The sequence below is a fragment of the Mycolicibacterium sp. XJ1819 genome (assembly GCF_053483675.1).
Genome location: NZ_JBEFST010000011.1, coordinates 165,398 through 185,312 on the forward strand (window position 1 = coordinate 165,398; position 19,915 = coordinate 185,312).

26 protein-coding genes and 3 tRNA genes are annotated in these 19,915 nt (G+C 66.8%); 9 read left to right on the forward strand and 20 right to left on the reverse strand.

The features are described 5' to 3' along the window. Nucleotides 1-41 precede the first annotated feature (41 nt). The 10 genes from rplK to ABQE89_RS14185 form a co-directional block, all read right to left on the reverse strand. Nucleotides 42-470 (reverse strand): 50S ribosomal protein L11, encoded by a 429-nt coding sequence (gene rplK / locus ABQE89_RS14140; protein WP_448417521.1) that lies wholly within the window; start codon nucleotides 468-470, stop codon nucleotides 42-44. Nucleotides 471-556: 86 nt separating this feature from the next. Further along, complete coding sequence (gene nusG, locus ABQE89_RS14145; RefSeq protein WP_448417523.1) at nucleotides 557-1,342, reverse strand: transcription termination/antitermination protein NusG; 786 nt, start codon at nucleotides 1,340-1,342, stop codon at nucleotides 557-559. Between the two features lie 28 nt (nucleotides 1,343-1,370). Further along, the gene (secE, locus tag ABQE89_RS14150; RefSeq protein WP_448417525.1) at nucleotides 1,371-1,811 is read right to left on the reverse strand and encodes a preprotein translocase subunit SecE; all 441 of its coding nucleotides are present in this window, start codon (nucleotides 1,809-1,811) and stop codon (nucleotides 1,371-1,373) included. A 69-nt stretch (nucleotides 1,812-1,880) separates the two neighbouring features. Beyond that, nucleotides 1,881-1,953, reverse strand: a tRNA-Trp gene (locus ABQE89_RS14155). Nucleotides 1,954-2,099: 146 nt separating this feature from the next. Continuing rightward, on the reverse strand, nucleotides 2,100-2,627 hold the full coding sequence (hadC, locus tag ABQE89_RS14160) for a (3R)-hydroxyacyl-ACP dehydratase subunit HadC (protein ID WP_448417527.1): 528 nt from the start codon (nucleotides 2,625-2,627) through the stop codon (nucleotides 2,100-2,102). Nucleotides 2,628-2,630: 3 nt separating this feature from the next. After that, a complete protein-coding gene (hadB, locus tag ABQE89_RS14165) occupies nucleotides 2,631-3,059 on the reverse strand; it encodes a (3R)-hydroxyacyl-ACP dehydratase subunit HadB (RefSeq protein ID WP_448417529.1) in 429 nt (142 codons plus the stop codon). Next, nucleotides 3,046-3,495: a (3R)-hydroxyacyl-ACP dehydratase subunit HadA gene (gene hadA, locus ABQE89_RS14170; protein ID WP_448417607.1), complete on the reverse strand. Its 450-nt coding sequence runs from the start codon at nucleotides 3,493-3,495 to the stop codon at nucleotides 3,046-3,048. The genes hadB and hadA overlap by 14 nt, the downstream gene beginning before the upstream one ends. A gap of 75 nt (nucleotides 3,496-3,570) precedes the next feature. Next, the gene (gene rpmG / locus ABQE89_RS14175; protein ID WP_448417531.1) at nucleotides 3,571-3,738 is read right to left on the reverse strand and encodes a 50S ribosomal protein L33; all 168 of its coding nucleotides are present in this window, start codon (nucleotides 3,736-3,738) and stop codon (nucleotides 3,571-3,573) included. Nucleotides 3,739-3,775: 37 nt separating this feature from the next. Further along, a tRNA-Met gene (locus ABQE89_RS14180) sits at nucleotides 3,776-3,849 on the reverse strand. Nucleotides 3,850-3,884: 35 nt separating this feature from the next. Next, nucleotides 3,885-3,957 (reverse strand) — tRNA-Thr (locus tag ABQE89_RS14185). Nucleotides 3,958-4,117: 160 nt separating this feature from the next. Between ABQE89_RS14185 and ABQE89_RS14190 the strand changes: the two genes are divergently transcribed. The 8 genes from ABQE89_RS14190 (at nucleotide 4,118) to ABQE89_RS14225 (ending at nucleotide 11,991) form a co-directional block, all read left to right on the forward strand. Next, entirely contained in the window at nucleotides 4,118-4,984 is an 867-nt protein-coding gene (locus ABQE89_RS14190) for an NYN domain-containing protein (RefSeq protein WP_448417533.1), read from the forward strand. 23 nt (nucleotides 4,985-5,007) lie between these two features. Then, a complete protein-coding gene (locus tag ABQE89_RS14195; protein ID WP_448417535.1) occupies nucleotides 5,008-5,718 on the forward strand; it encodes an MBL fold metallo-hydrolase in 711 nt (236 codons plus the stop codon). A 166-nt stretch (nucleotides 5,719-5,884) separates the two neighbouring features. Next, nucleotides 5,885-6,853: a phospholipase effector Tle1 domain-containing protein gene (locus ABQE89_RS14200; RefSeq protein ID WP_448417537.1), complete on the forward strand. Its 969-nt coding sequence runs from the start codon at nucleotides 5,885-5,887 to the stop codon at nucleotides 6,851-6,853. 85 nt (nucleotides 6,854-6,938) lie between these two features. After that, nucleotides 6,939-7,835: a DUF8453 domain-containing protein gene (locus ABQE89_RS14205; protein WP_448417539.1), complete on the forward strand. Its 897-nt coding sequence runs from the start codon at nucleotides 6,939-6,941 to the stop codon at nucleotides 7,833-7,835. 47 nt (nucleotides 7,836-7,882) lie between these two features. Continuing rightward, nucleotides 7,883-8,581, forward strand: a complete 699-nt coding sequence (locus ABQE89_RS14210) for a crotonase/enoyl-CoA hydratase family protein (protein ID WP_448417541.1) — start codon at nucleotides 7,883-7,885, stop codon at nucleotides 8,579-8,581. A 76-nt stretch (nucleotides 8,582-8,657) separates the two neighbouring features. Further along, on the forward strand, nucleotides 8,658-9,395 hold the full coding sequence (locus ABQE89_RS14215; RefSeq protein WP_448417543.1) for a hypothetical protein: 738 nt from the start codon (nucleotides 8,658-8,660) through the stop codon (nucleotides 9,393-9,395). 31 nt (nucleotides 9,396-9,426) lie between these two features. After that, nucleotides 9,427-10,989 (forward strand): HD domain-containing phosphohydrolase, encoded by a 1,563-nt coding sequence (locus ABQE89_RS14220; protein WP_448417545.1) that lies wholly within the window; start codon nucleotides 9,427-9,429, stop codon nucleotides 10,987-10,989. A 12-nt stretch (nucleotides 10,990-11,001) separates the two neighbouring features. Continuing rightward, on the forward strand, nucleotides 11,002-11,991 hold the full coding sequence (locus ABQE89_RS14225) for a magnesium transporter CorA family protein (protein ID WP_448417547.1): 990 nt from the start codon (nucleotides 11,002-11,004) through the stop codon (nucleotides 11,989-11,991). An 11-nt stretch (nucleotides 11,992-12,002) separates the two neighbouring features. On the opposite strand, the gene ABQE89_RS14230 is transcribed toward ABQE89_RS14225, so the two are convergent. The 9 genes from ABQE89_RS14230 to ABQE89_RS14270 all read right to left on the reverse strand — a co-directional run bounded on the left by ABQE89_RS14230 (nucleotide 12,003) and on the right by ABQE89_RS14270 (nucleotide 18,549). Next, entirely contained in the window at nucleotides 12,003-12,374 is a 372-nt protein-coding gene (locus tag ABQE89_RS14230) for a VOC family protein (protein WP_448417549.1), read from the reverse strand. A gap of 44 nt (nucleotides 12,375-12,418) precedes the next feature. After that, nucleotides 12,419-12,865, reverse strand: coding sequence for a pyridoxamine 5'-phosphate oxidase family protein (locus ABQE89_RS14235; RefSeq protein WP_448417551.1), 447 nt, complete (start codon nucleotides 12,863-12,865; stop codon nucleotides 12,419-12,421). A 7-nt stretch (nucleotides 12,866-12,872) separates the two neighbouring features. Next, nucleotides 12,873-13,064, reverse strand: a complete 192-nt coding sequence (locus ABQE89_RS14240) for a ferredoxin (RefSeq protein WP_448417553.1) — start codon at nucleotides 13,062-13,064, stop codon at nucleotides 12,873-12,875. Between the two features lie 5 nt (nucleotides 13,065-13,069). Continuing rightward, a complete protein-coding gene (locus tag ABQE89_RS14245; protein ID WP_448417555.1) occupies nucleotides 13,070-13,549 on the reverse strand; it encodes an SRPBCC family protein in 480 nt (159 codons plus the stop codon). 11 nt (nucleotides 13,550-13,560) lie between these two features. Beyond that, the gene (locus tag ABQE89_RS14250; RefSeq protein WP_448417557.1) at nucleotides 13,561-14,616 is read right to left on the reverse strand and encodes an NAD(P)H-dependent amine dehydrogenase family protein; all 1,056 of its coding nucleotides are present in this window, start codon (nucleotides 14,614-14,616) and stop codon (nucleotides 13,561-13,563) included. Nucleotides 14,617-14,618: 2 nt separating this feature from the next. After that, nucleotides 14,619-15,026, reverse strand: a complete 408-nt coding sequence (locus ABQE89_RS14255) for a nuclear transport factor 2 family protein (protein WP_448417559.1) — start codon at nucleotides 15,024-15,026, stop codon at nucleotides 14,619-14,621. 18 nt (nucleotides 15,027-15,044) lie between these two features. Then, a complete protein-coding gene (locus ABQE89_RS14260) occupies nucleotides 15,045-16,667 on the reverse strand; it encodes an AMP-binding protein (RefSeq protein WP_448417561.1) in 1,623 nt (540 codons plus the stop codon). Continuing rightward, complete coding sequence (locus tag ABQE89_RS14265; RefSeq protein ID WP_448417563.1) at nucleotides 16,667-17,779, reverse strand: aromatic ring-hydroxylating oxygenase subunit alpha; 1,113 nt, start codon at nucleotides 17,777-17,779, stop codon at nucleotides 16,667-16,669. Before ABQE89_RS14265 ends, ABQE89_RS14260 begins: the two co-directional genes overlap by 1 nt. A gap of 113 nt (nucleotides 17,780-17,892) precedes the next feature. Then, the gene (locus tag ABQE89_RS14270; RefSeq protein WP_448417565.1) at nucleotides 17,893-18,549 is read right to left on the reverse strand and encodes a TetR/AcrR family transcriptional regulator; all 657 of its coding nucleotides are present in this window, start codon (nucleotides 18,547-18,549) and stop codon (nucleotides 17,893-17,895) included. 62 nt (nucleotides 18,550-18,611) lie between these two features. On the opposite strand from ABQE89_RS14270, the gene ABQE89_RS14275 reads away from it, so the two are divergent. Further along, nucleotides 18,612-19,268: a DUF3060 domain-containing protein gene (locus ABQE89_RS14275; RefSeq protein WP_448417567.1), complete on the forward strand. Its 657-nt coding sequence runs from the start codon at nucleotides 18,612-18,614 to the stop codon at nucleotides 19,266-19,268. Nucleotides 19,269-19,274: 6 nt separating this feature from the next. On the opposite strand, the gene ABQE89_RS14280 is transcribed toward ABQE89_RS14275, so the two are convergent. After that, entirely contained in the window at nucleotides 19,275-19,874 is a 600-nt protein-coding gene (locus tag ABQE89_RS14280) for an HD domain-containing protein (protein ID WP_448417569.1), read from the reverse strand. Nucleotides 19,875-19,915 lie beyond the last annotated feature (41 nt).

Genomic DNA, 19,915 nt, shown 5'->3' on the forward strand with positions numbered 1-19,915 from the left:
AGTTGTGGTGCGGGCCGATGCCAGCCCTCCCACGGGTCGCACTACTCGACCGTGATGCCCATCGACCGGGCCGTGCCGGCGATGATCTTGGCGCCCGACTCGATGTCGTTGGCGTTCAAGTCTTCCTTCTTGGTCTCGGCGATCTCGCGGACCTGATCCCAGGTCACCTTCGCGACCTTGTTCAGATGCGGCTCGCCGGAACCCTTCTGCACCCCCGCGGCCTTCAGCAGCAGCTTGGCCGCCGGCGGCGTCTTGAGGGTGAAGGTGAAGCTGCGGTCCTCATAGACCGTGATCTCCACGGGCACCACGTTGCCGCGCTGGTTCTCCGTCGCGGCGTTGTAGGCCTTGCAGAACTCCATGATGTTGACGCCGTGCTGGCCCAACGCCGGACCCACCGGGGGCGCCGGGTTGGCCTGGCCGGCCTGGATCTGCAGCTTGATCAGCCCGATGACCTTCTTCTTGGGAGCCATGGGTGTTGGTGTTCCTCTCTCGTTTCTCCCGCGACTTGTGTGCGTTTCGTTGCGGTCAGCGCTCCTGAACGCACACAAATCGCCGGCTAGATCTTGGCGACCTGGGTAAAGGTCAGTTCCACAGGTGTTTCGCGACCGAAGATGGACACCAGCACCTTGAGCTTCTGTTGTTCGGCGTTGACCTCGCTGATCGACGCCGGCAGCGTGGCGAACGGCCCGTCCATCACCGTCACCGATTCGCCGACCTCGAAGTCCACCTCGATCGGTGCGCGCTCGATACCGGAATCGGCGGCGGCGGCCGAGGTCGACGCGGCCTTGCCCGGCTTCTTGGCGGTCGCCGGCGGCAGCAGGAACTTCACCACGTCGTCCAGCGACAGCGGCGAGGGCCGCGAGGTCGCACCCACAAAGCCGGTCACCCCGGGCGTGTTGCGCACCGCGCCCCACGACTCGTCGTTGAGCTCCATGCGCACCAGGATGTAGCCCGGCAACACCTTGCGATTGACCTGCTTGCGCTGGCCGTTCTTGATCTCGGTGACCTCTTCGGTGGGCACCTCGACCTGGAAGATGTAGTCGCCGACGTCCAGGTTCTGCACGCGGGTCTCGAGGTTGGCCTTCACCTTGTTCTCGTAGCCGGCGTAGGAGTGGATGACATACCAGTCGCCGGGCTGCAGCCGCAGTTCCTTCTTCAGCGCGACCGCCGGATCCTCCTCCTCCTGCTCCTCCTGGGCCTCCTGAGGCGCTTCGTCGGCAGCGTCGCCGCTCACGGCGTCACCGGCGACCTCGACGTCCTCCGTCGTCACAGGGTCAGTGGTGGAGTCGTCGACCACGTCGACGCTCTCGGCCGAAGGCGTGTCGCCCTCGAAGCTAGTCACTTGTCAGTCCTCTCACATCTACTACTCGTCAGCCGAACACCAGGCCCACGAGCCTGGCCAGGCCGTAATCCGCCGCGGCGATCAGCGCCACCATGAACGCCAAGAACACCAGCACGACGATGGTGTAGTTGACCATCTGGTTGCGGTTCGGCCAGATCACCTTGCGCAGTTCGGCGACGACCTGCATCAGGTAGTTCCAGACGAGCGTAATCGGGTTGCGCCGACCTCCGCCGTCGTCACCGCGCTTCTTGGCGGTCTTCTTCGTGCCCCAGGCACCGTTCTTGGTGGGCGCGGCCTTGGTGCCGGTCGCCAGGTCGACGGCGTCGCCGGCGTCCTCGCCGACCGCACTCCGTCGCGACCGCTTGCCAGTGGGCCGGGTCGGACGGGTCACGATCGCCGACGACCCGTCGGTGGTGTCGTCGGTCTCGGCGCCTGTCGAACGACGGCCTGCCGGCTCCGAATCGCTCACCGCATGCCTTTCGTCTGGTGTCCTGTGGTCACCTTCCAGTGTCCACACCTTGTCGAGTATTCAGTTGAGCAGGGGCGACAGGACTTGAACCTGCAACCTGCGGTTTTGGAGACCGCTGCTCTGCCAGTTGAGCTACGCCCCTTCAGGATGGCACTGGTGGCAGGCCACCCGCTCCGGGGCTCACACAATTTGCGCGCTCCCCGACCGGTCGATCTGGAACCGTACGGACAGCGCGCTGGACTGGGAAAACCCCGAGGTCCGAGTGTACCGCGCTATCCGGCCCAGTTACTAATCAGCCTTTTGGCCGTTCTCGGAGACCGCCGTGCGTACCACCTGCCCCGTCTCCGGATCCCATTTCACCGAGATCGAGTTGTCGCCCTCATGGCCCATCAGCGTGGTGAACGACTCCATCACGATCGCGCCGTTGTCGTCGGTCAACACGTTGCGGGTGGTCACGATGTCGGCCCCGAATCGCTCGTCGACCGTCTCGATGTGCATCACGCCGGTGAGTCGGTCACCGTCCTGGATCGGTCGGTGGAACTTGAACTTCTGGTCCACCTGCACGATCTGCATCGTCTCCAGGCCCACGTCGACGTGCTGGAAGAAGTGCCGTTGGATCATCACCGCGAAGATCGACATGAACGTCAGCGGCGCGATCAACCCGCTGTGCCCCAGTTGCGCGGCGGCGTCCTCGTCGACGCTGGCCGGCGCGTCGGACTTGACCGCATTGGCGTACTGGCGGATCTGCTCACGTCCCACCACGAACGTGTCCGGGTACTTCCAGACCATCCCCTGGATATCGGTCTTGAGCGCCATCGTCTACGCCAGCTTCGCGGTCGCCACGGCGCGGCCGAAGATCTTCTTTCCCCCCGCGGTCGCCGAGAGCGCGATCGTCACCGACTTGGTTTCGGGCTCAACGGATTTCACCCGGCCGTTGAACACGATCTCGGCCCCCACGCCGTCATTGGGCACCGGCACCACCGCGGTGAAGCGGACGTTGTACTCGGTGACCGCGGCCGGGTCGCCGACCCACTCGGTGACGTATCCGCCGCCCAATCCCATGGTCAGCATGCCGTGCGCGATGGCGGTGTCCAGACCCACCTGCTTGGCGATCTCGTCGTCCCAGTGGATCGGGTTCAAATCGCCGGAAACGCCGGCGTAGTTCACCAGATCCTGGCGCGTCAGCGGGACCACCTTCTCGGGAAGCTTGTCACCCACCTTCACCGTTTCGAACTCACGCAGTGGCATCTGAAAAACCCTCTTCTCCGTCGCCCGTTCGACCCGCCAGGGTCGTATATGTCTCCTGTAGCACGTCACCGGCTTCGTTGGTGACGATGTTCTTGAGCACGACGATGTCAGTGCCGTGCGCCTGCCGCACGGAATCGACGTAGACATCGCAGTAGAGCTTGTCGCCGGCGAAGATCGGCCGAAGGTATTTGAGCACCTGGTCGACCTGGACGATCTTCATGTCGGTGAGGCGGATGTTGGCGGATTCGAAGAACGACGTCTGGACCATGTAGCCGAAGACGCTGATGAACGTCAGCGGTGCGGGCAGTGCCCGATGGCCGAGCTCGGCGGCCGCCTTCTCGTCGAAGAACGCGGCGTGGTCGTTCTTCACCGCGGTGGCGTACTCGCGGATCTTCTCCCGGCCGACGATGTAATGGTCGGGGTAGCGGTAGTGCATCCCGACGAGTTGATCTGACAACGCCACGCTTGGTGAACCTACCTAGTCAGTCCGGCGGACCGAGGTCAGTGCTGCCTACCGCGACTCTTTGTGCGGCTGGTGCTTGGCGCAGTTCGGGCAGAACTTCTTGAGCTCGAGCCGGTCCGGGTCGTTGCGGCGGTTCTTCTTGGTGATGTAGTTGCGGTGCTTGCACACCTCGCAGGCCAAGGTGATCTTGGGCCGTACGTCGGTACTGGAGGCCACTTCCGTCGTCCTTTGTTTACGCGTACTTGCTGTCTTGTAGCGGTGGGGGGACTCGATCCCCCGACCTCACGATTATGAGTCGTGCGCTCTAACCAGCTGAGCTACACCGCCCCGATGGGCCGAGCAGCGACGCGGCCCGTCCACCGAGCCCCCTAACGGAATCGAACCGTTGACCTTTTCCTTACCATGGAAACGCTCTGCCGACTGAGCTAAGGGGGCCTGACCCGCCTGCCGTGCCGCGGGCCTTAAAGAGGGTACATTCTCCGGGATTGGCTCGCCAAACCGCTGTTCACTTGGCACCCGAACCGCCGGCGGGCGCCTCGGCCCCCAATTTCGGCGGGTCTAGGGCGATTCTGTGTCTGTTCGCGATAATCAAGCCGTGATCGAATCCGCGCCCCCCAGAGTCGCCGTCTACTTCGACTTCGACAATATCGTCATCTCCCGCTACGACCAGGTGCACGGGCGCAACTCGTTCCAGAAGGACCGCGCGGCCGGATTCCACAAACAGCCGGGGCGGCTGGCCGAGGCGACCGTGGACGTCGGCGCGATCATCGACTTCGCGTCGTCGTTCGGCACGCTGGTGTCGACGAGGGCCTACGCCGACTGGTCGACCGACGTCAACGCCGACTACCGCGAACAGTTGGTGGGCCGGGCCGTGGACCTCGTGCAGTTGTTTCCCACCGCGGCCTATGCCAAGAACGGCGCCGACATCCGGCTCGCGGTCGACGCGGTCGAGGACATGTTCCGGCTGCCCGACCTGACCCACGTCGTCATCGTCGCCGGCGACTCCGACTACATCCCGCTGGCGCAGCGGTGCAAGCGCCTGGGCCGCTACGTCGTCGGCATCGGCATCACCGGCTCGATCAGCCGATCGCTGACCGCGGCGTGCGACGAGTACGTCTCCTACGACTCGTTGCCGGGGGTCGCGCCGGTCAAGACGGAGGCGCCGAAGCGGCGGCGCACCAAGGCCGACGCCGGGCAGGACACCGAGACGCCCGACCCGCAGGCCGCCGCGACCGCGCTGCTGGAGCGGGCCCTGCGGATCGCCCACGGCAAGGACGACTCCGACTCCGACTGGCTGCACAACTCGGCGGTCAAGGCCCAGATGAAGCGGATGGACCCGTCGTTCTCCGAGAAGGCGCTGGGCTTCCGCTCGTTCAGCGATTTCCTGCGGGCCCAGGGCGACCTGGTCGAGCTGGACGAGAGCAGCACCATCCGCATGGTGCGGCTGCGCGGTAACGACTGAACGCGACTGCCTAGTCTGGGGCCATGACGGATCGCCTCTACTTCCGCCAGTTGCTGTCCGGGCGTGACTTCGCGTCCGGCGACATGATCGCCCAGCAGATGCGCAACTTCTCCTACCTCATCGGTGACCGCGAGACCGGCGAGTGCGTGGTCGTCGACCCGGCCTACGCCGCCGGTGAGCTGGTCGACGCCGCGGAGGCCGACGGCATGCGGCTGTCCGGGGTGCTGGTCACCCACCATCACCCCGACCATGTCGGCGGTTCGATGATGGGCTTCGAACTCAACGGCCTGCCCGAACTGCTGGAGCGCACCAGTGTGCCCGTACACGTCAACAGCCTTGAGGCCGACTGGGTTTCCCGCGTCACCGGTATCGCGCTCAGTGAGCTGACCACCCACCAGCACGGCGACATCGTCAAGGTCGGCGGGCTGGACATCGAGCTGCTGCACACCCCCGGCCACACCCCGGGCAGCCAGTGCTTCCTGCTCGACGGCCGGCTCGTCGCCGGCGACACGCTGTTTTTGGAGGGCTGTGGCCGCACCGACTTCCCGGGCGGGGACTCCGACGAGATGTTTCGCAGCCTGCAGGCGCTGGCCCAGCTACCCGGCGACCCGACGGTGTTTCCCGGCCACTGGTACTCGGCCGAGCCCAGCGCCTCGCTGTCGGAGGTGCGCCGGACCAACTACGTGTACCGGGTCAGCAACCTGGATCAGTGGCGCACGCTGATGGGCGGCTGAGTTCAACCGTCCCAGCGCTGTTTCACCACTGATTTCGTTGCGATAGTGCTTGAACACTCAACGATCCGTCGTTATTGACATCGCTACTGCGTCATACCCGTGACAAGACGGCCGCCTCCCGGCAAACTATGACGCGAGCGTAAATTCATCCGGCCCCGGGGGCGTCGTGAAGAACCTGGTGTTGTGTTTCGACCGCGGTGCGACCAACGCCGAACGACTGTTCTCGCTGCTCGACGACGGCGGCGATCAGACCACCTGGAGTTCCTCGGACCGCCCCGGTGCCCTGCGCTCGCGCTGGCCGTCGACGGTCGCCGAGGAGGCGCGGGGCTGGATCGCCGGGGCGTATGAGTTCCTGCTCGAGCAGTGGGCGCCCGGCGATCGCATCTACGCGTTCGGCGCGGGCCTCGGCGGATCGTGCGCGCTGGCGTTGACCCGACTGCTGGGCACCGTCGGCCTGCTGCCCGATCTGAAGGACTACGTGCTGGCCGCCTACGCCCTCCCCCGCACGCAACGCAGCCCGCAGGACTGGGAGCGCGTGAAGCAGCTCGCGGCCGAGCTGGCGGGACAGCCCGAAAACTCGGTTCCCGTACGGTTTTTAGGGCTCTTCGACACGCTGAGGGTGCCCGGCGTCGCGCGGCGCGCCGCACCTCCGGTCGCAACCGGGCCGACTCCCGACGTCACGCCGGGGCGGCACGCCGTGGCGATCGACGGTCCGCTCGGCGGCCAGTCCGCTGCGTCGGCCGGCGTCGAGGAGGTCTGGTTCCGCGGCGCGCACTGCGACATCACGGGCGGGCCGAGAGCTTGCTGGCCGATGGCCGACATCGCGCTGGACTGGGTGCTCGACGGCGCCGTGCAGGCGGGGCTGGCGATCTCGGCGTCGCGGCGACACGACGCACCGGCTCCCAGCGAATTCGACGCGCTGACGGGCAACGTCCATACGGTGTCGTGGCGCAGACCGCCCGTCGACGCGGTGCTGCACGCCAGCGTGGAGTTCTACCTGCGTCACCACCCCGAATACTGGCGGCGGCTGCCGGCCCGGGTGTGCTGGGCCGACCCGGAGTGGGCGGCCCGCGGCGAACGGCTGCTGCCGGCCGTGGCGCCACGCGAGCGGGTGCTGACCGCCGCCGCGTCCTGATCGCGCCGGCGCGATCCCAGCAAATGACGGCTGCGCAGATTGGCAAATGCTGTGGCGACGGCCGGACCGTGATATACAGCGGGGCGTGGAGTGGGCCCGACAACGGTCATTGCGCCTGACCGACATCTCGTCCAGCGGCTGGACGGCGCTGGCGGCGTGGGTGGCCGTACTGGTGCTGATCGCGGCGCTGGTGTACGCGTGGCGCGCGTATCAGCGGGCCCGGCGGCAGACCGAAGAGTTGATGCAGCCCAACGTCGCGATGTACATGGAGCCCGCGGCGAACGACTGGCATCTCGTCGAACTCGTGGTGAAGAACTTCGGCCGCACGGCGGCGTTCGACATCCGCTTGGAGTTCGCCCATCCGCCGACCGTGGCCAAGTACGAGTCGACCTATGAAGACAACTACGTCGACATCGTCCCGCTGAACCTACCCGCGGAAATACCGTATCTGGCGCCGTCGCAGGAGTGGCGGATCGTGTGGGATTCGGCGCTGGACCGCCGCGAGTTGGGCGAAGCGATCGCGTCGCGGTTCGACGGCGCGGTGACCTACTTCGGCGAGCCCGCCGGTGACCGCAAGAGCCGCGGGAAGAAGCGCGCCAAGCGCCGGTTCCGGTCGACGGCGGTGCTGGACTGGGCGACACTGCATCCCGTCGAGCGCCTGGAGTTGCTCACCACTCACGACCTCGCCCGCCAGGAAAAGCAGAAGCTCGAGCTGCTGCGTCACCTGTTGACCTATTACCACTACGCGGTCAACGAGAGCCGCGAGGACGTCCTGCGAAGCGAGATCAACCGGGTCCGCAACGCCGCCGACGCGATGCGCGACCGCAACCGTGCGGAGTTCAGCGCCCCGCCCGGCAGCAACGGCGTCGAGCACAACAACGTCAACTTTTCCAACGTCGACCAGGGTGCCAACCAAGGCGCCGACTATGACGACACCCGCACCCAGGTGATCAACGGCCGCCACCGCCGCCCCTACGAGTAGCCGACCGGTTGGCCGGTGGCGCTGCGGCGCTACGTAACATCTGTCAGATGACCAGCACAGTCGGCTTTGAACTCAACGAATCCGTCGCGACGATCAGCATGGACGACGGGAAGGTCAACGTGCTCGGCCCGGACATGCAAGCCGCCGTCAACGGCGCCCTGGACCGCGCCGAGAAGGAGTCGGCCAAGGCCGTCGTGCTGGCCGGCAACAGCCGGGTGTTCAGCGGCGGGTTCGACCTGACGGTGTTTCAGTCCGGTGACAAGAACGCCGCGCTGGGCATGCTGACCGGCGGCTTCGAACTCGCGGTGCGCTGCATGACGTTTCCCGCCCCGGTGATCATGGCCGCCACGGGCCCGGCCATCGCGATGGGCTCGTTTCTGTTGCTGTCCGGCGACCATCGCGTGGGACAGCCCAAGACCAGGTGCCAGGCCATCGAGGTGGCAATCGGGATGACGATCCCCAACGCCGCACTCGAGATCATGCGCATGCGGCTGACGCCGGCGGCCTTCCAGCGCGGCGCCGCGCTGGCGTCGACTTACGCCGGCGACCACGCCGTCGCAGCCGGCTGGCTCGACGAACTCGTCGACGCCGACAAGGTGCTCACCCGCGCGCAGGAGGTGGCCGCCGAAGCGGCCCAGCTCAACACCGGCGCGCATCTGGCCACCAAGCTCAAGGCGCGCGATGCCGCGCTGACCGCGATCAGGGCCGGAATCGACGGGCTGGCAGGAGAATTCACGCTCTTCTGAGCCGGTCACAGACCCTGTCGGGAAATGGGGCAAATGCCCCATGTGTCCGGCGTGGTCGGTCGACGAGTGTGGACGTATGACCACCACACCACAAGCGGCCGCGGCCGCGATCAAGAACCTTCCGCTCCCCGACGGCGACGATGAGCGCGCCGCCGGTTTCGGCGTCATGGGCGTGCCCTTCGCCAGCGGCCACTATCTGGCGTTCCGCGACTTCTCGAAGACGTCGTTCTCCCCCGGCTATCAGTCGGTGTGGCATCGCACCCCCGGCGGGGTGTGGACGTTCTACGCCACCACTGTCGGATCACAGAGTTGTTCGCGTTACTTCAGTTCGGCGACGACGGTTGATCCGGTCGTCTGTGACATCTCGTCACGCTGGGTCACACCGTGGTCGCTCGCGGTTTCCATTGACGGCGTGCTGGATTGGCGCATCGACATCAAGGCCGAACCGATGACGCGGGCCATGAGCGCGTTCGCCGGCCATCTTCCGTCAGCGGTGACCAACAGCCGCCGGGTACTGGCCGCGATGAGCCCGATCGTCGGGCCGGCGCTGGGCATGGGCAAGATCAAACTGACCGGCGTGCTGCCCAACGGCCAGGGCTTCCGGATCGCACCCCAGCGGGTGTGGGCCGTCGCAGACTCGACCGCGGTGGTGCACGGCGCGGACGTCGGACCCGTGGGACCGCACCCCGAGCAGGGCAGCCTGGCCGACTTCCAACTGCCGCAACGCGGCATCTGTGTCGTCGGACGGGGCCGGTTCGAGCCGTTCGACGTGACCAGACACCGCGATGCCACCCGTCTTGCGCTAACCGGCTGAACAGCTGGCCATGTCGGCGCAGAATCAACGGATGCGACCGCCGTCCGCATCGCCGGAGCTTTCCACCCGCGCGGAGATCCTCGCGGCGCTGTCGGTCGCGATCGATCTGGGGTTGGGACAGCCCGCCGAGCACATGCTGCGCGCGACGATGATCGCGACGGGCATCGCCGAGCGGCTAAGTTTGACGGCGGCGCAGCGTGATTGCATCTACTACACCACGCTGATCATGTGGATCGGTTGTCACGCCGACTCCCACGAGTACGCGCGCTGGTTCGGTGATGACATCGCGGTGCGCAAGGGCTCGTATCTGGTCGACTGGTCGGGTCTGCCCTATCAGCGGTTCCTGCTGGCCAACATCGGCCGCGGCGAGTCGCTGTTGTCGAGGCTCAAGACGATGGCGACGCTGGTTGCCGACGCGCGCGGCCACATCACGCGTCTGATCCACTCGCACTGCACCTCGGCGGCGCTGCTGGCCGAGCGGATCGGGCTGGCCGCCGACGTGCAGTCGACGCTGCAGTTCACGTTCGAACGTTTCGACGGCGGCGGACTGCCCACCGGCGCTGTGGGCGAGGCGATCCCGATCGAGATGCGGGTGGCCCAGCTGGCCGACATGGTCGAGGTGCACCATCGGGAGTACGGAGTCGACGGCGCGGTGGCGATGGCGCTGAGCCGACGTGGCGGGCAGTTCGATCCCGCAGTGGTCGACGCGTTCGTCGCCGACCCCGCCGGTGTGCTCGCGGTGCCGTCGGCGGGCAGCGTGTGGACGACGGCGCTGCGGCAGGCGCCGGACCGCGACATCCGTCTCGACGGCCCGTCACTGGATGCCCTGCTTGTCGCGCTGGGCGACTTCGTTGACCTGAAATGCCCGTTCACGCTGGGACATTCGCGTGCGGTGACCCAGTTGGCGATCGAGTCCGCGGCGGCCACCGGGCTGGACGACGAGGCGGTGGCGCTGATCGGCAGGGCGGCGTGCGTGCACGACATCGGCCGTATCGGGGTGTCCAACCAGATCTGGTCCAAGCCAGCCGATCTGACCATGGCGGAATTCGAGCGTATGCGGCTGCACCCGTATCTCACTGAACGGATCCTGTCGCGGGTGCCGGGCCTGGCGCCCGCGGCGGAGGTGGCCGCCAACCACCACGAGCACCTCGACGGCACGGGCTATCCGCGGGGGCTCGCGGCGCGCCAGTTGACCATGACCGACCGACTGCTGGCGTGCGCGGTGTCCTACCAGTCCGCGCTGGAACCGCGCCCCTACCGTGCGGCGCTGGGGCCTGCGGGGGCGGCGCGCCGGCTGCGGGAGCGGGTCCGCGACGGGCAGCTGGATGCGGTGGCAGCCGACGCGGTGCTGCAGGCGGCCGGTCACGCGTCGGGGCGGTCGAAGGTGCGCCCACACGGGCTGACCACCCGCGAGGTCGAGGTGCTGTGCCTCGTCGCGCAGGGCGCCAGCAACAAAGAGATCGCGAGGAAGCTGGTGCTCAGCGAAAAGACGGTGCGCAATCACGTCGAGCGGGCGTACACCAAGATCGGCGTCTCCAACCGCATCGGGGCGAGCATGTATGCGCTCGAGCACGGTTTGGTGGCGACGCACTGACATGATGGAGCGGTGACCCACGTACGTGGCCGTGTGTGGCGAGGCGGCAAGCCGCAGGACGACTTCGACTTCTCGGCGATCTCGGAGTACCTCGCCGACGAGGACACGTTGGTGTGGTGCGACATCTACGACCCCGACCACGCCATCCTGGCGGATCTGGCGCTGGAGTTGGGGCTCAACGACTGGGCGGTGGAAGACGCCATCGCCGAGGTTGAGCGCACCAAGGCCGTCAGCTACCGCACGCACACGTTCTTCACCGTGTACGGGGTGACGGTCAAGGATCCGCCGCCCACCGACGACACCGAGTCGCTGCTCGACGTCCATCGCGTTTCGGGGTTCATGCTGCCCAGGGGGCTGATCACGGTCCGGTTGTCGCCGCACTTCGACATGGACGAGGTGTCGCAACGCTTCGACGTGCTCGGCGGTCAGGAGCACGGCATCGGCGCGTTGGTGCACGGGTTGCTCGACGTCGTGGTCGACGGCCACTTCGAAGCCGTGCAGGCGCTCGACGACCGCATCGAGGCGATCGAAGACGACCTGTTCGAGAACAAGGTGCGAAACAATCTCCAGCGCAACACCTTCCGGCTCCGCAAGGATTTGGTGGCGCTGCGGCGGGTGGTGTTGCCGATGCGTGAAGTCGTCAACTCGATACAGCACCGCAGGCAGGATTCGAAGACCGCGCCCGAACTCGACCCCGTCTATGCCGACCTCTACGACCATGTGCTGCGGGTGTCGGAGTGGACGGAGTCGCTGCGGGACATGATCACGACGGTGTTCGAGACCAATCTGTCGCTGCAGGACGCGCGACTGAACACGGTGATGAAGAAGCTGACCGGCTGGGCGGCGATCATCGCGGTGCCCACGGCGATCACCGGCTTCTACGGCCAGAACGTGACCTATCCGGGCATCGACACGGTGGGCGGATTCATCACGAGCACCGCGATCATCATCGCTCTGGTGCTGGTGTTGTACACGATGTTCAAGCGACGCGACTGGCTGTAGCGGCGGCGCACCTACGGATCGGTGACGCCCCACACCAGGCAGAAGGTGTGGCCGGCGGGGTCGCGGTAGACCCGGAACTTGCCGTCTTCGGTCGCCTCGGCGACACGGGTGGCGCCCAGCGCAAGCACCTCACGCTCGGCGGCGTCGACGTCCTCCACGGCAATGTCGAGATGGAACTGCTGAGACCCCCGCGGGTCGGGAAACTGCGGCGCCTGATGTTCGGGGGCGAGTTGGAACGCGAGGCGCCGTCCCGCAGGGTCGGTGAGCACCACCCAGGTGTCGTCCTGCTCGTACAGGGTTCCGCCGAGTACGCCGGCGTAGAACTCGGCCAGTTGCCTCGGGTGGCGGCAGTCGACGACGACGGATCGCAGCTTTCCGATCATGACGACGGAGTTACCGAGCGTGGCTTGGGCCAAACGTGGCGAATTCAGCCGCCGAGCTTGCGATGATCCCAACTCGCAGTCGAGACGATCTCGGCGCGATACACCGCCCGCTTGGCGATCCGCTGCGCCAGATCCGCCGCCACACCCTGGCGATACTTGCGGGTGACCGCGCCGGCCAACGTCAGCCGTTGCTCCTCGTCGCAGATCTCGGTGGCGCGGGCGCGAAACTGAACACCGCGCAGCTCAGCATATTCGTGACCGTCTTCGACCAGCCCAACGATCCGGTTGTCGCGCAGAAGGTTTCGGTGCTTCTGCGATCCGCGGTGAGTCATGAACACGACCGCGTCGTTTACCATCGCGTACCACATCGCGGTGACGTGTGACCAGCCGTCGGGACCGATCGTCGCAAGCGCCAACGTGTGTCCCACCGCGAGGAACTCCGCCACCTCGACGGCGGTCATCGCGACCTTCGCGCGTTCACCCCCGCTCACCGGCGCCTCACTCCACGATGCGCAGCGCCGCCTTGGGGCACCGCGCAACGGCCTGCTCCACCAGGCTCAACTTGTCGGCAGGAAATTCGGGTTGGACGATCTGGACCTCGTCGTGCTCACCGAGGTGGAAGATGTCCGGGGCGATCCCCTCGCAGTACCCGTGTGCTCCGCACTGATCTTCGATGGCTTCGACGCGCACGGTGCTCACCCCTGCGCGGCCCGCAGGGCCTCCAGGCCCCGCTCGATCGCGGCCTTGATGACGGTGTCGTTGTCCCGCGAGATGAACGCGTGCAGGCGGCGTTCGAACAGCACCCGCATCAACGGGTTTGCCACCGAATAGGTTTCGGCGAAGTGCACGCGGCTGCGGCCGTCACCGAGGTCCTCGAGCCGCTGCTCGCCCTCCGCGAACGCCGCAGGCGGCCGCGTGATCGCCCGGTACCGGTACTTGACGTTGGGCACCACATCGGTGACGAGTTCCCACGACTGCGCCCGCCCGGCCGACAGCAGGTACTTCGGCACGCGGTAGTGGCAGTGCCGGACCAGGCCCTCGTGGATCTCGTCGCCGGGGTGGACGATCTCGATGCGGACGTCGTCCATCTCGATCACCGGCACCCCGGGAAACCACAGCTGCCACACCTCGTCGGGCCGCCCGTTGACGATGTAAGAGCTTTGATAACTCTGCATTGCAAGTCCTTTCAGGACAGGGAGTGACGAGCCCCGATTACCGGAAGTTCAGACGCGAGAACAACCCCGGGTTCGGCGGCGCAGACGTGCGGGATCGCGTGGAGAGCGGCCATCGCGGTGCTGACCATCAGCAGGCTCATGGTGTCGGCTTCGTCGGTGAGCCCCTCCGTCAGCGGCATCATGTACTTGACGGTCGCCTCGACGCGGGGCTCGCCCTCGATCTCGATCGAAAAGCCCTCGGGGTCACTCCATTGCGGGTCGAGCGCATCGTCGCTCATGGTCCAGCACAGCGCGAGTTCGACGATGCAGCGGCCCTGCGCGAAGCCGCGGTAGGTGCGACGTTGGCCCGCCACCGTGCCCCGGGGGTAGCTCGCCCACCCGAGTTCGATGTCGCGTGTCGCCGACGCGGCCTCCACCACCAGCTCGCGGCTGTCGATCCGGACGCCGAGCATCCCTGCCACCAGGTCCAGCGTCTCGAAGTAGGCCACCGCGAACGGTGCCGTTTCCGGGGTCAGCGTCACGGACCGCTCGGTGAGCGGTGCGCCGAAACCCATCGCCGCCCAGGCCGCCGCGACGGGATAGGTCGTGCAGTCCAGGGTTTCGACGATCCGTACGCTCTGCACCTTGCGGCACGCCCCGGTCAGAAATCCCGCCGCCAGGTTCACGAATCCGGGTTCGAACCCGGTGCCCAGGAACGTGGCGCCGCGGCTGCGGGCGGCCGCGTCGAGCAGCTCGCGCTGTCCGCCGAGGCAGTCGCCGGTGAGAAAGTCAGCGGTGGTCACCACGTTGATGCCCGCCCGCAGGAAGCGGGCCACCAGATCGTAGTCGATCTTGCTCGGCATGTAGCTGACGCAATCCGGTTTCACAGCAAGGATTTTCGAGACGTCATCGGTGGCGATGACACCGGTCGGCGCGCGCCCGACCAGCTCGCCTGCGTCCTTACCGATCTTGTCCGCGTCGAAGACGTGCACGCCGACCAGCTCAAGATGCGGCATGTCGAGGATGGCATCCAGCGCGCGCCGCCCGACGTTGCCGGTCGAGGACTGCACCACCCGCAGCCGGCCCATCGTCACACCTTCAGCTCGGCGGGGGCGGGGTCCAGCGTCAGCTCGCGGGAGGTGAAGTACCAGCCGCCGCGTTCGTAGATCAGCCTGTCGTCGTACACACCGGTGGACTGCAGTCGCGCGCCGACGAACAGCAGCGCCACGCAGCGCTGGGTGGCGTCGATACCGTCGACGGTGATGTCGTGGTCGACGGTGACCAGCCGCCGGCCGTTACCGCCGTCGAACGCGGCCGGCAGATCGGTGTACTGCTGCCCGCCGCGCCGGTACGTCGCGCCGGAGTGCCGGAACGTGGCGATCCAACCGCCGAGGTCACCTTCCGAATACAGCCGGTTGTGACGTGCGTCCAGGTTCAGGATGGACGCCCTGCCCTGCAATCCGTCGAGCACGTACTGCTGCTGATAGGTCAGCGTCATGGCCTCTCCTCTTGATCCTCATCGAGTCACTGCGTAGCCGTGCGCCTCGCGATCCCAGGCGGCGGATGTCAGTCCCCTGCTTCGCAGCAGATCCTTTCGGACCCTGCCGATCACGTTCTTCGGCAGTTCGGCGAGGATCTCCACGTAGCGCGGCACGCAGAAGTACGGCATGCGCGCCGAGCAGAAGTCCAGCAGGTCGACATAATCCAGCGTCGCGCCGGGCCGCAGCGTGACCAGCACCAGGATGTCGTCCTCGCCGAGGTCGCTGGGCACGCCGACCGCGGCGGCCTCGAGCACGGCGGGGTGCTTCATCACGGTGGTCTCCACCTCGACCGAGGACACGTTCTCACCGCGGCGCCGCAGCGAGTCCTTGACCCGGTCGGCGTAGGACAGTTGTCCGTCTTCGCTGAGCACACCCATGTCGCCGGTGCGGAACCATTCGGGATGGCGCTCGACGCGCAAGCCCGTAGCGGACGCATCCGGCAGCACATAACCGGTACTGATCACGTGGGGCACCCTTGCCCGGCAGGCGATTTCACCGACCGTCCCGGGCGGCAGCTGCTCTCCCCCGGTGCCCACGATGCGCACGTCGAAGGCGGGGTTGATCCGGCCCGACGTGCCCGGCACCCCGTGTTCGGACACGCTCTTGTACGCCAGCGGGAACGCCTCGGTCAGACCGTACATCGTCACCACCCGCACCCCATAGCGTTCCTCGATGGGCCGGTATGCCGCGGCGTCGATCGGCGCCGCCGAGATGAACCGCAGCGGATTATCCCTGTCTGACGGGTCCGCCGGCTGGTTGTAGAGCATCGACACCATCGCGCCGGCACCGGCGAAACCCACGGCGCCACAGGCACGGATGTCGTCGAGCAACTGGCTGGGGTGAAACGACGACCGAAGCACGGTGGTGGAGCCGCGCAGCATCGGGGTCAGCACCATCGGTGCGGCGCTGAGATGGAACAGGGGCATCGCCGACCACAGCACCTCACCCTCGCCGAGGTCCCACGCGTTGCCCACGGCGGCGGCCGCCGAGAACAGGTACTGCCAGGTGGTGGCGACCGCCTTCGACGGCCCGGTGGTCCCGGAGGTGAAGAACAATACGCCGATGTCGTCGAGGCCAGACGATCCACCGGTGGCGTCGACAAGCCCGCGTGACACGTCCTCGGTGAGCGAACCGTCCATCACCACGATCGATTCCAATGTGTGGACGTCGCCGGCGATCTCGTCGACCCGCGCAGAGCGTTCGGCGTCGGTCATCACTACCTTGGCGCGCGCCAGTCGAAGCGCATGCGAGAGGAATTCGGCCTTGTTGGCGGTGTTGACGGCCGCACTGACCGCGCCGATGCGCGCGGCGCCGAGCCAGAAGTACACCCACTCCGGGCAGGTGGCCGCGAACAGCGCCACGGTGTCGCCGCGTTGCACGCCCAACTCGAGCAGTGCGTTGGCGGCGGCACACGAATGATCACGCATCTGCGCGAACGTCACCGACGTCTCGCCGATGGTCATCATCACCCGGTCGGGGTACTGCGCGGCCCTCTGGTCGAGAACCATGGCGACGTCGAACTTCTCCAGTCCGAATGCGGACGGGTCGATCCGCGCCTCACGGCCGGGCGAGGCTACCTTCGGTGCTTCGGCGGACATCACGCTTTCGCGGCGGCGGGATCGGGCTCACCGTCAGCGGTGTAGCCGAAGTCGTCGGGGCTGGGTTCGGGGCCGGGATAGAACTTGTGCGCCCACCGGCGAAGCGCGGCGTAGTCACGCGCCTCCTCGGGCGCCAGATTGGGCTTGTCCAGGTACTTCATGTTCTCCCAGGTGAAGAAGTCCTGCTTGATGACCTCCTGCTGCAATTGAAGGAATCGCGCGGCACGGCCCGTCGGTTTGTCGCTGGTGTCGCCCGGTTCGCGCAGCGAGGCCTGGGTGTAGAAGTAGTCGGTGTAGTCCTCGTCGACCGGCGTCTGACCGGTGACCTGGACGGTGGCCACCAGGTCGGCGGGGAAGCGCACGAAACCCAACCCCAGCGAGAAGTTGTCGTAGACGATCTTGGCATCCACCGGTCCGTTGGGCGTCAACCACGTCTTCGCCCGTCCCCCACCGAAATTGGCGTTGACGGTGGCGTGCAGTCGATAGCCGTCGACCTCGAAGTCGGCGGTATTGGCCGGGTTGGCCGCCTTGTGGACGTACTGCACGTGATACGGGTCGGCGGCGTTCTCGATGATCATCTGCGCGTGCACCTTGACCCGGTTGACCATCCGACTGTGCGGATGCAACGGGTAGTACTCGTCGGTCTCGAGTTCGGGAATCGACGGCGGCGTCCAGTACGGCGCGCGGCCGTGGCGTTCGTGCCACACCAGGACGAAGCCGTACCACTCCATGCACGGATAGGGCGTGACGCGGACGTTCTGCTTGCAGCCGATCTTGCTGTACGGGATCAGCGCGTTGGTGCCGTCGCCGCGCCAGTGCCAGCCGTGCCACGGGCACACCAGGTGTTCGCCCTCGACCGTCCCGCCGACGCCCATGTTCGCGCCGAGGTGCTGGCAGTAGGCGTCCAGCACCTGGGGTTGGCCGGATTCGGTCCGGAAGATGACGAGTTCCTTGCCGAAGTAGTGCGCCCGCCGCACCTGACCGGGCGCGAGGTCGGAGGAGAAGCCGACGATGAACCAGCCTGTGGGGAACCGGTACGTGGAGAGGCTGATCCCGGAGCCGAACTCGCGGTCCGACGGGTCAACGGTGGGATCCGTGGTGGTCTCCGTCATCGCTTTCTCCGATCTGAGACGACGCATCGCGACGCCGTGGCCGAGCTATTCCATTGTGTTAGTGGTACTTGCATACCATGTTAGTGGCACGAACACAACGAAACGAAAGGGAGCTATTCGGGAGCGCGGTGCGTGGTGCCGTCGATGATCAAAGTCGAGATCTCGCGGATCATCCGATTCCGGCCTGGCACACGCTTATTGGCGGGGTAGGCCCAGTCGTCGAACAGCGCCGAGCCGATGATCATGCTGGCCACCGCGCCGATGGTGGCGGGCATGTCGTCACCGGCGAGACGGTAGCGATCGGCGACCCCGAAGGCGGCGTCGTGTACGGCCCGCAGACCCTCGCGCAGCTGGGATCCGATCTCGACGGCCGCCGGGTGCAGGTCGCTGAGCGGATCCGACCGGGCGGCCATCAATTCGATGAAGATGTGCCGGTCGCGGCGGATCACCGTGTAGAGCCCCTCGACCAGCTCGCCGGCCATCTCCGCGAGCGTCGCACTGCCGGAGGCGTCCACCCAGGTCTGGCTCCACTGGTCGATGTAGGCCTTCAGCGGGGCCAGCACGCTGGCGTCGAACACGTCGACCTTCGAGCCGAAATGCCTGAACAGCGTCGGTTCTGCCACGCCGGCGCGGGCAGCGATCTCCTTGGTGGTGGTGCCGCGGTAGCCGCGCTCGGTGAACAGTTCGTGGGACGCCTTGAGCAACCGGGCGCGCACACCGTCACCGGACGGCGCGGACTCGGGTGCCATACGCGTGGCTTTGCGCGACATGGTTAGTGACACTAGCCCGCCAAACGTGGTCGGTGCGCCGGCGCGTATGCAAGCATTTCCGCATGAATCCGCAGGATGACCCCGAGGAACGGATCCGGCAGCTCGAGCAGTCGGCCGCCACCGGCCGCGCGGTCGAACTGGGCGCCGAGCGCTCCAGCCGGCCCGCCGAGCCGACCTCAGCGCTTCCTCCGCCTGCCTTCGATCCCTATCAGCCGCCGTTCGGCACCCAGTACGCGCCGATGCCGAGCAAGGGCGTTCCCACGGGTCTGATTTTCGGGATCATCGCGGCGTTCGTGGTGATCACGGTCGGCGTCGTCGGGTTCGTGGTGTGGAGCGTGACCTCGAGCAGTCCGAGCTCAGAGGTGGTCGGCGGCGGCGGATCGTTCGACGGGCCACGCGGCCAGGTGCCGATCGACCCCCCGGTGGCCGTACCCGCTGAGACCAGCGCGCCGCCCGGCGGTTCGCTCAGCGTCGCCGGTGTCGACGGCGACAAGACCATCGCCTGCAACGACGCCGCGGTGACCGTCAGCGGGGTGAACAACACGGTCACCCTGACCGGCCACTGCCAAAGCGTCACCGTCTCGGGGATGGACAACCACGTCACGGTGGACCACGCCGACACCATCGGCGCGTCGGGCTTCGACAACCAGGTGATCTATCTGTCCGGCGACCCGCAAATCAGCAATTCCGGGCTCAACAACGTCGTCCAGCGGGGTTGACCGGCGTCAAACCGTCGCGGCCGGACGCGGTCCGATCTCCTCTTCCAACGCCCGGATGACGCGCTCGAGATCGTCGATCAGCCAGGTGTCGCTGCGGCGTCGATACACGTCCAGCAGCGCCCGGTAATACCAGAGGTGGTCGAACGGGTCGTCGGTGTTGAACCGCTGCCACACCGGCGGGCCGAACCGGCGCAGATCGCGCAGGATCGCGCGGGCGTTGTCGAGTTTGTCGGCGATCGAGACCAGAATCGCGCTGGATGAGGCCTTGTCGAGGTGGGCGACGTAGGCCTCTTTGCGCTGGCGCCAAGGCGGTTTCGGGGTGTCGACGGTGTCGCTGCACTCCTCGACGATCGCGGCGACCTGCTCACCGAACCGCTGCTGGATATCGACCAGCGTGGCCGCACCGCCCTGGTCCTCGGCGGCGTCGTGCAGCAACGCGGCGATGGCCTCGGTCTCGGTGCCGTCGGCCTCGATCACCAGGCCGGCCACCGAGAGCAGATGCCCGAGATAGGGCACGTCGCTGGCCTTGCGGGTCTGCGTGCGATGAAGCTCGGCGGCGTAGCCGAGCGCCTCCTGAAACGCGCGTCCCAGCCGCGGTGAGGTCATGGTGCCTGTATACCCGCCGCGCCGTCGAACATCGACCGTGC

Excerpts from the sequence above, each read along its gene's own strand:
- rplK (WP_448417521.1), bottom strand. The coding sequence starts at position 470 with ATGGCTCCCAAGAAGAAGGTCATCGGGCTGATCAAGCTGCAGATCCAG.
- hadC (WP_448417527.1), bottom strand. The coding sequence starts at position 2,627 with ATGGCGCTCAAGACCGATATCCAGGGGATGGTCTGGAAGTACCCGGAC.
- hadB (WP_448417529.1), bottom strand. The coding sequence starts at position 3,059 with ATGCCACTGCGTGAGTTCGAAACGGTGAAGGTGGGTGACAAGCTTCCC.
- hadA (WP_448417607.1), bottom strand. The coding sequence starts at position 3,495 with ATGCACTACCGCTACCCCGACCATTACATCGTCGGCCGGGAGAAGATC.
- ABQE89_RS14195 (WP_448417535.1), top strand. The coding sequence starts at position 5,008 with ATGACGGATCGCCTCTACTTCCGCCAGTTGCTGTCCGGGCGTGACTTC.
- ABQE89_RS14210 (WP_448417541.1), top strand. The coding sequence starts at position 7,883 with ATGACCAGCACAGTCGGCTTTGAACTCAACGAATCCGTCGCGACGATC.
- ABQE89_RS14215 (WP_448417543.1), top strand. The coding sequence starts at position 8,658 with ATGACCACCACACCACAAGCGGCCGCGGCCGCGATCAAGAACCTTCCG.
- ABQE89_RS14220 (WP_448417545.1), top strand. The coding sequence starts at position 9,427 with ATGCGACCGCCGTCCGCATCGCCGGAGCTTTCCACCCGCGCGGAGATC.
- ABQE89_RS14230 (WP_448417549.1), bottom strand. The coding sequence starts at position 12,374 with ATGATCGGAAAGCTGCGATCCGTCGTCGTCGACTGCCGCCACCCGAGG.
- ABQE89_RS14245 (WP_448417555.1), bottom strand. The coding sequence starts at position 13,549 with ATGCAGAGTTATCAAAGCTCTTACATCGTCAACGGGCGGCCCGACGAG.
- ABQE89_RS14250 (WP_448417557.1), bottom strand. The coding sequence starts at position 14,616 with ATGGGCCGGCTGCGGGTGGTGCAGTCCTCGACCGGCAACGTCGGGCGG.
- ABQE89_RS14255 (WP_448417559.1), bottom strand. The coding sequence starts at position 15,026 with ATGACGCTGACCTATCAGCAGCAGTACGTGCTCGACGGATTGCAGGGC.
- ABQE89_RS14260 (WP_448417561.1), bottom strand. The coding sequence starts at position 16,667 with ATGTCCGCCGAAGCACCGAAGGTAGCCTCGCCCGGCCGTGAGGCGCGG.
- ABQE89_RS14265 (WP_448417563.1), bottom strand. The coding sequence starts at position 17,779 with ATGACGGAGACCACCACGGATCCCACCGTTGACCCGTCGGACCGCGAG.
- ABQE89_RS14270 (WP_448417565.1), bottom strand. The coding sequence starts at position 18,549 with ATGTCGCGCAAAGCCACGCGTATGGCACCCGAGTCCGCGCCGTCCGGT.
- ABQE89_RS14275 (WP_448417567.1), top strand. The coding sequence starts at position 18,612 with ATGAATCCGCAGGATGACCCCGAGGAACGGATCCGGCAGCTCGAGCAG.
- ABQE89_RS14280 (WP_448417569.1), bottom strand. The coding sequence starts at position 19,874 with ATGACCTCACCGCGGCTGGGACGCGCGTTTCAGGAGGCGCTCGGCTAC.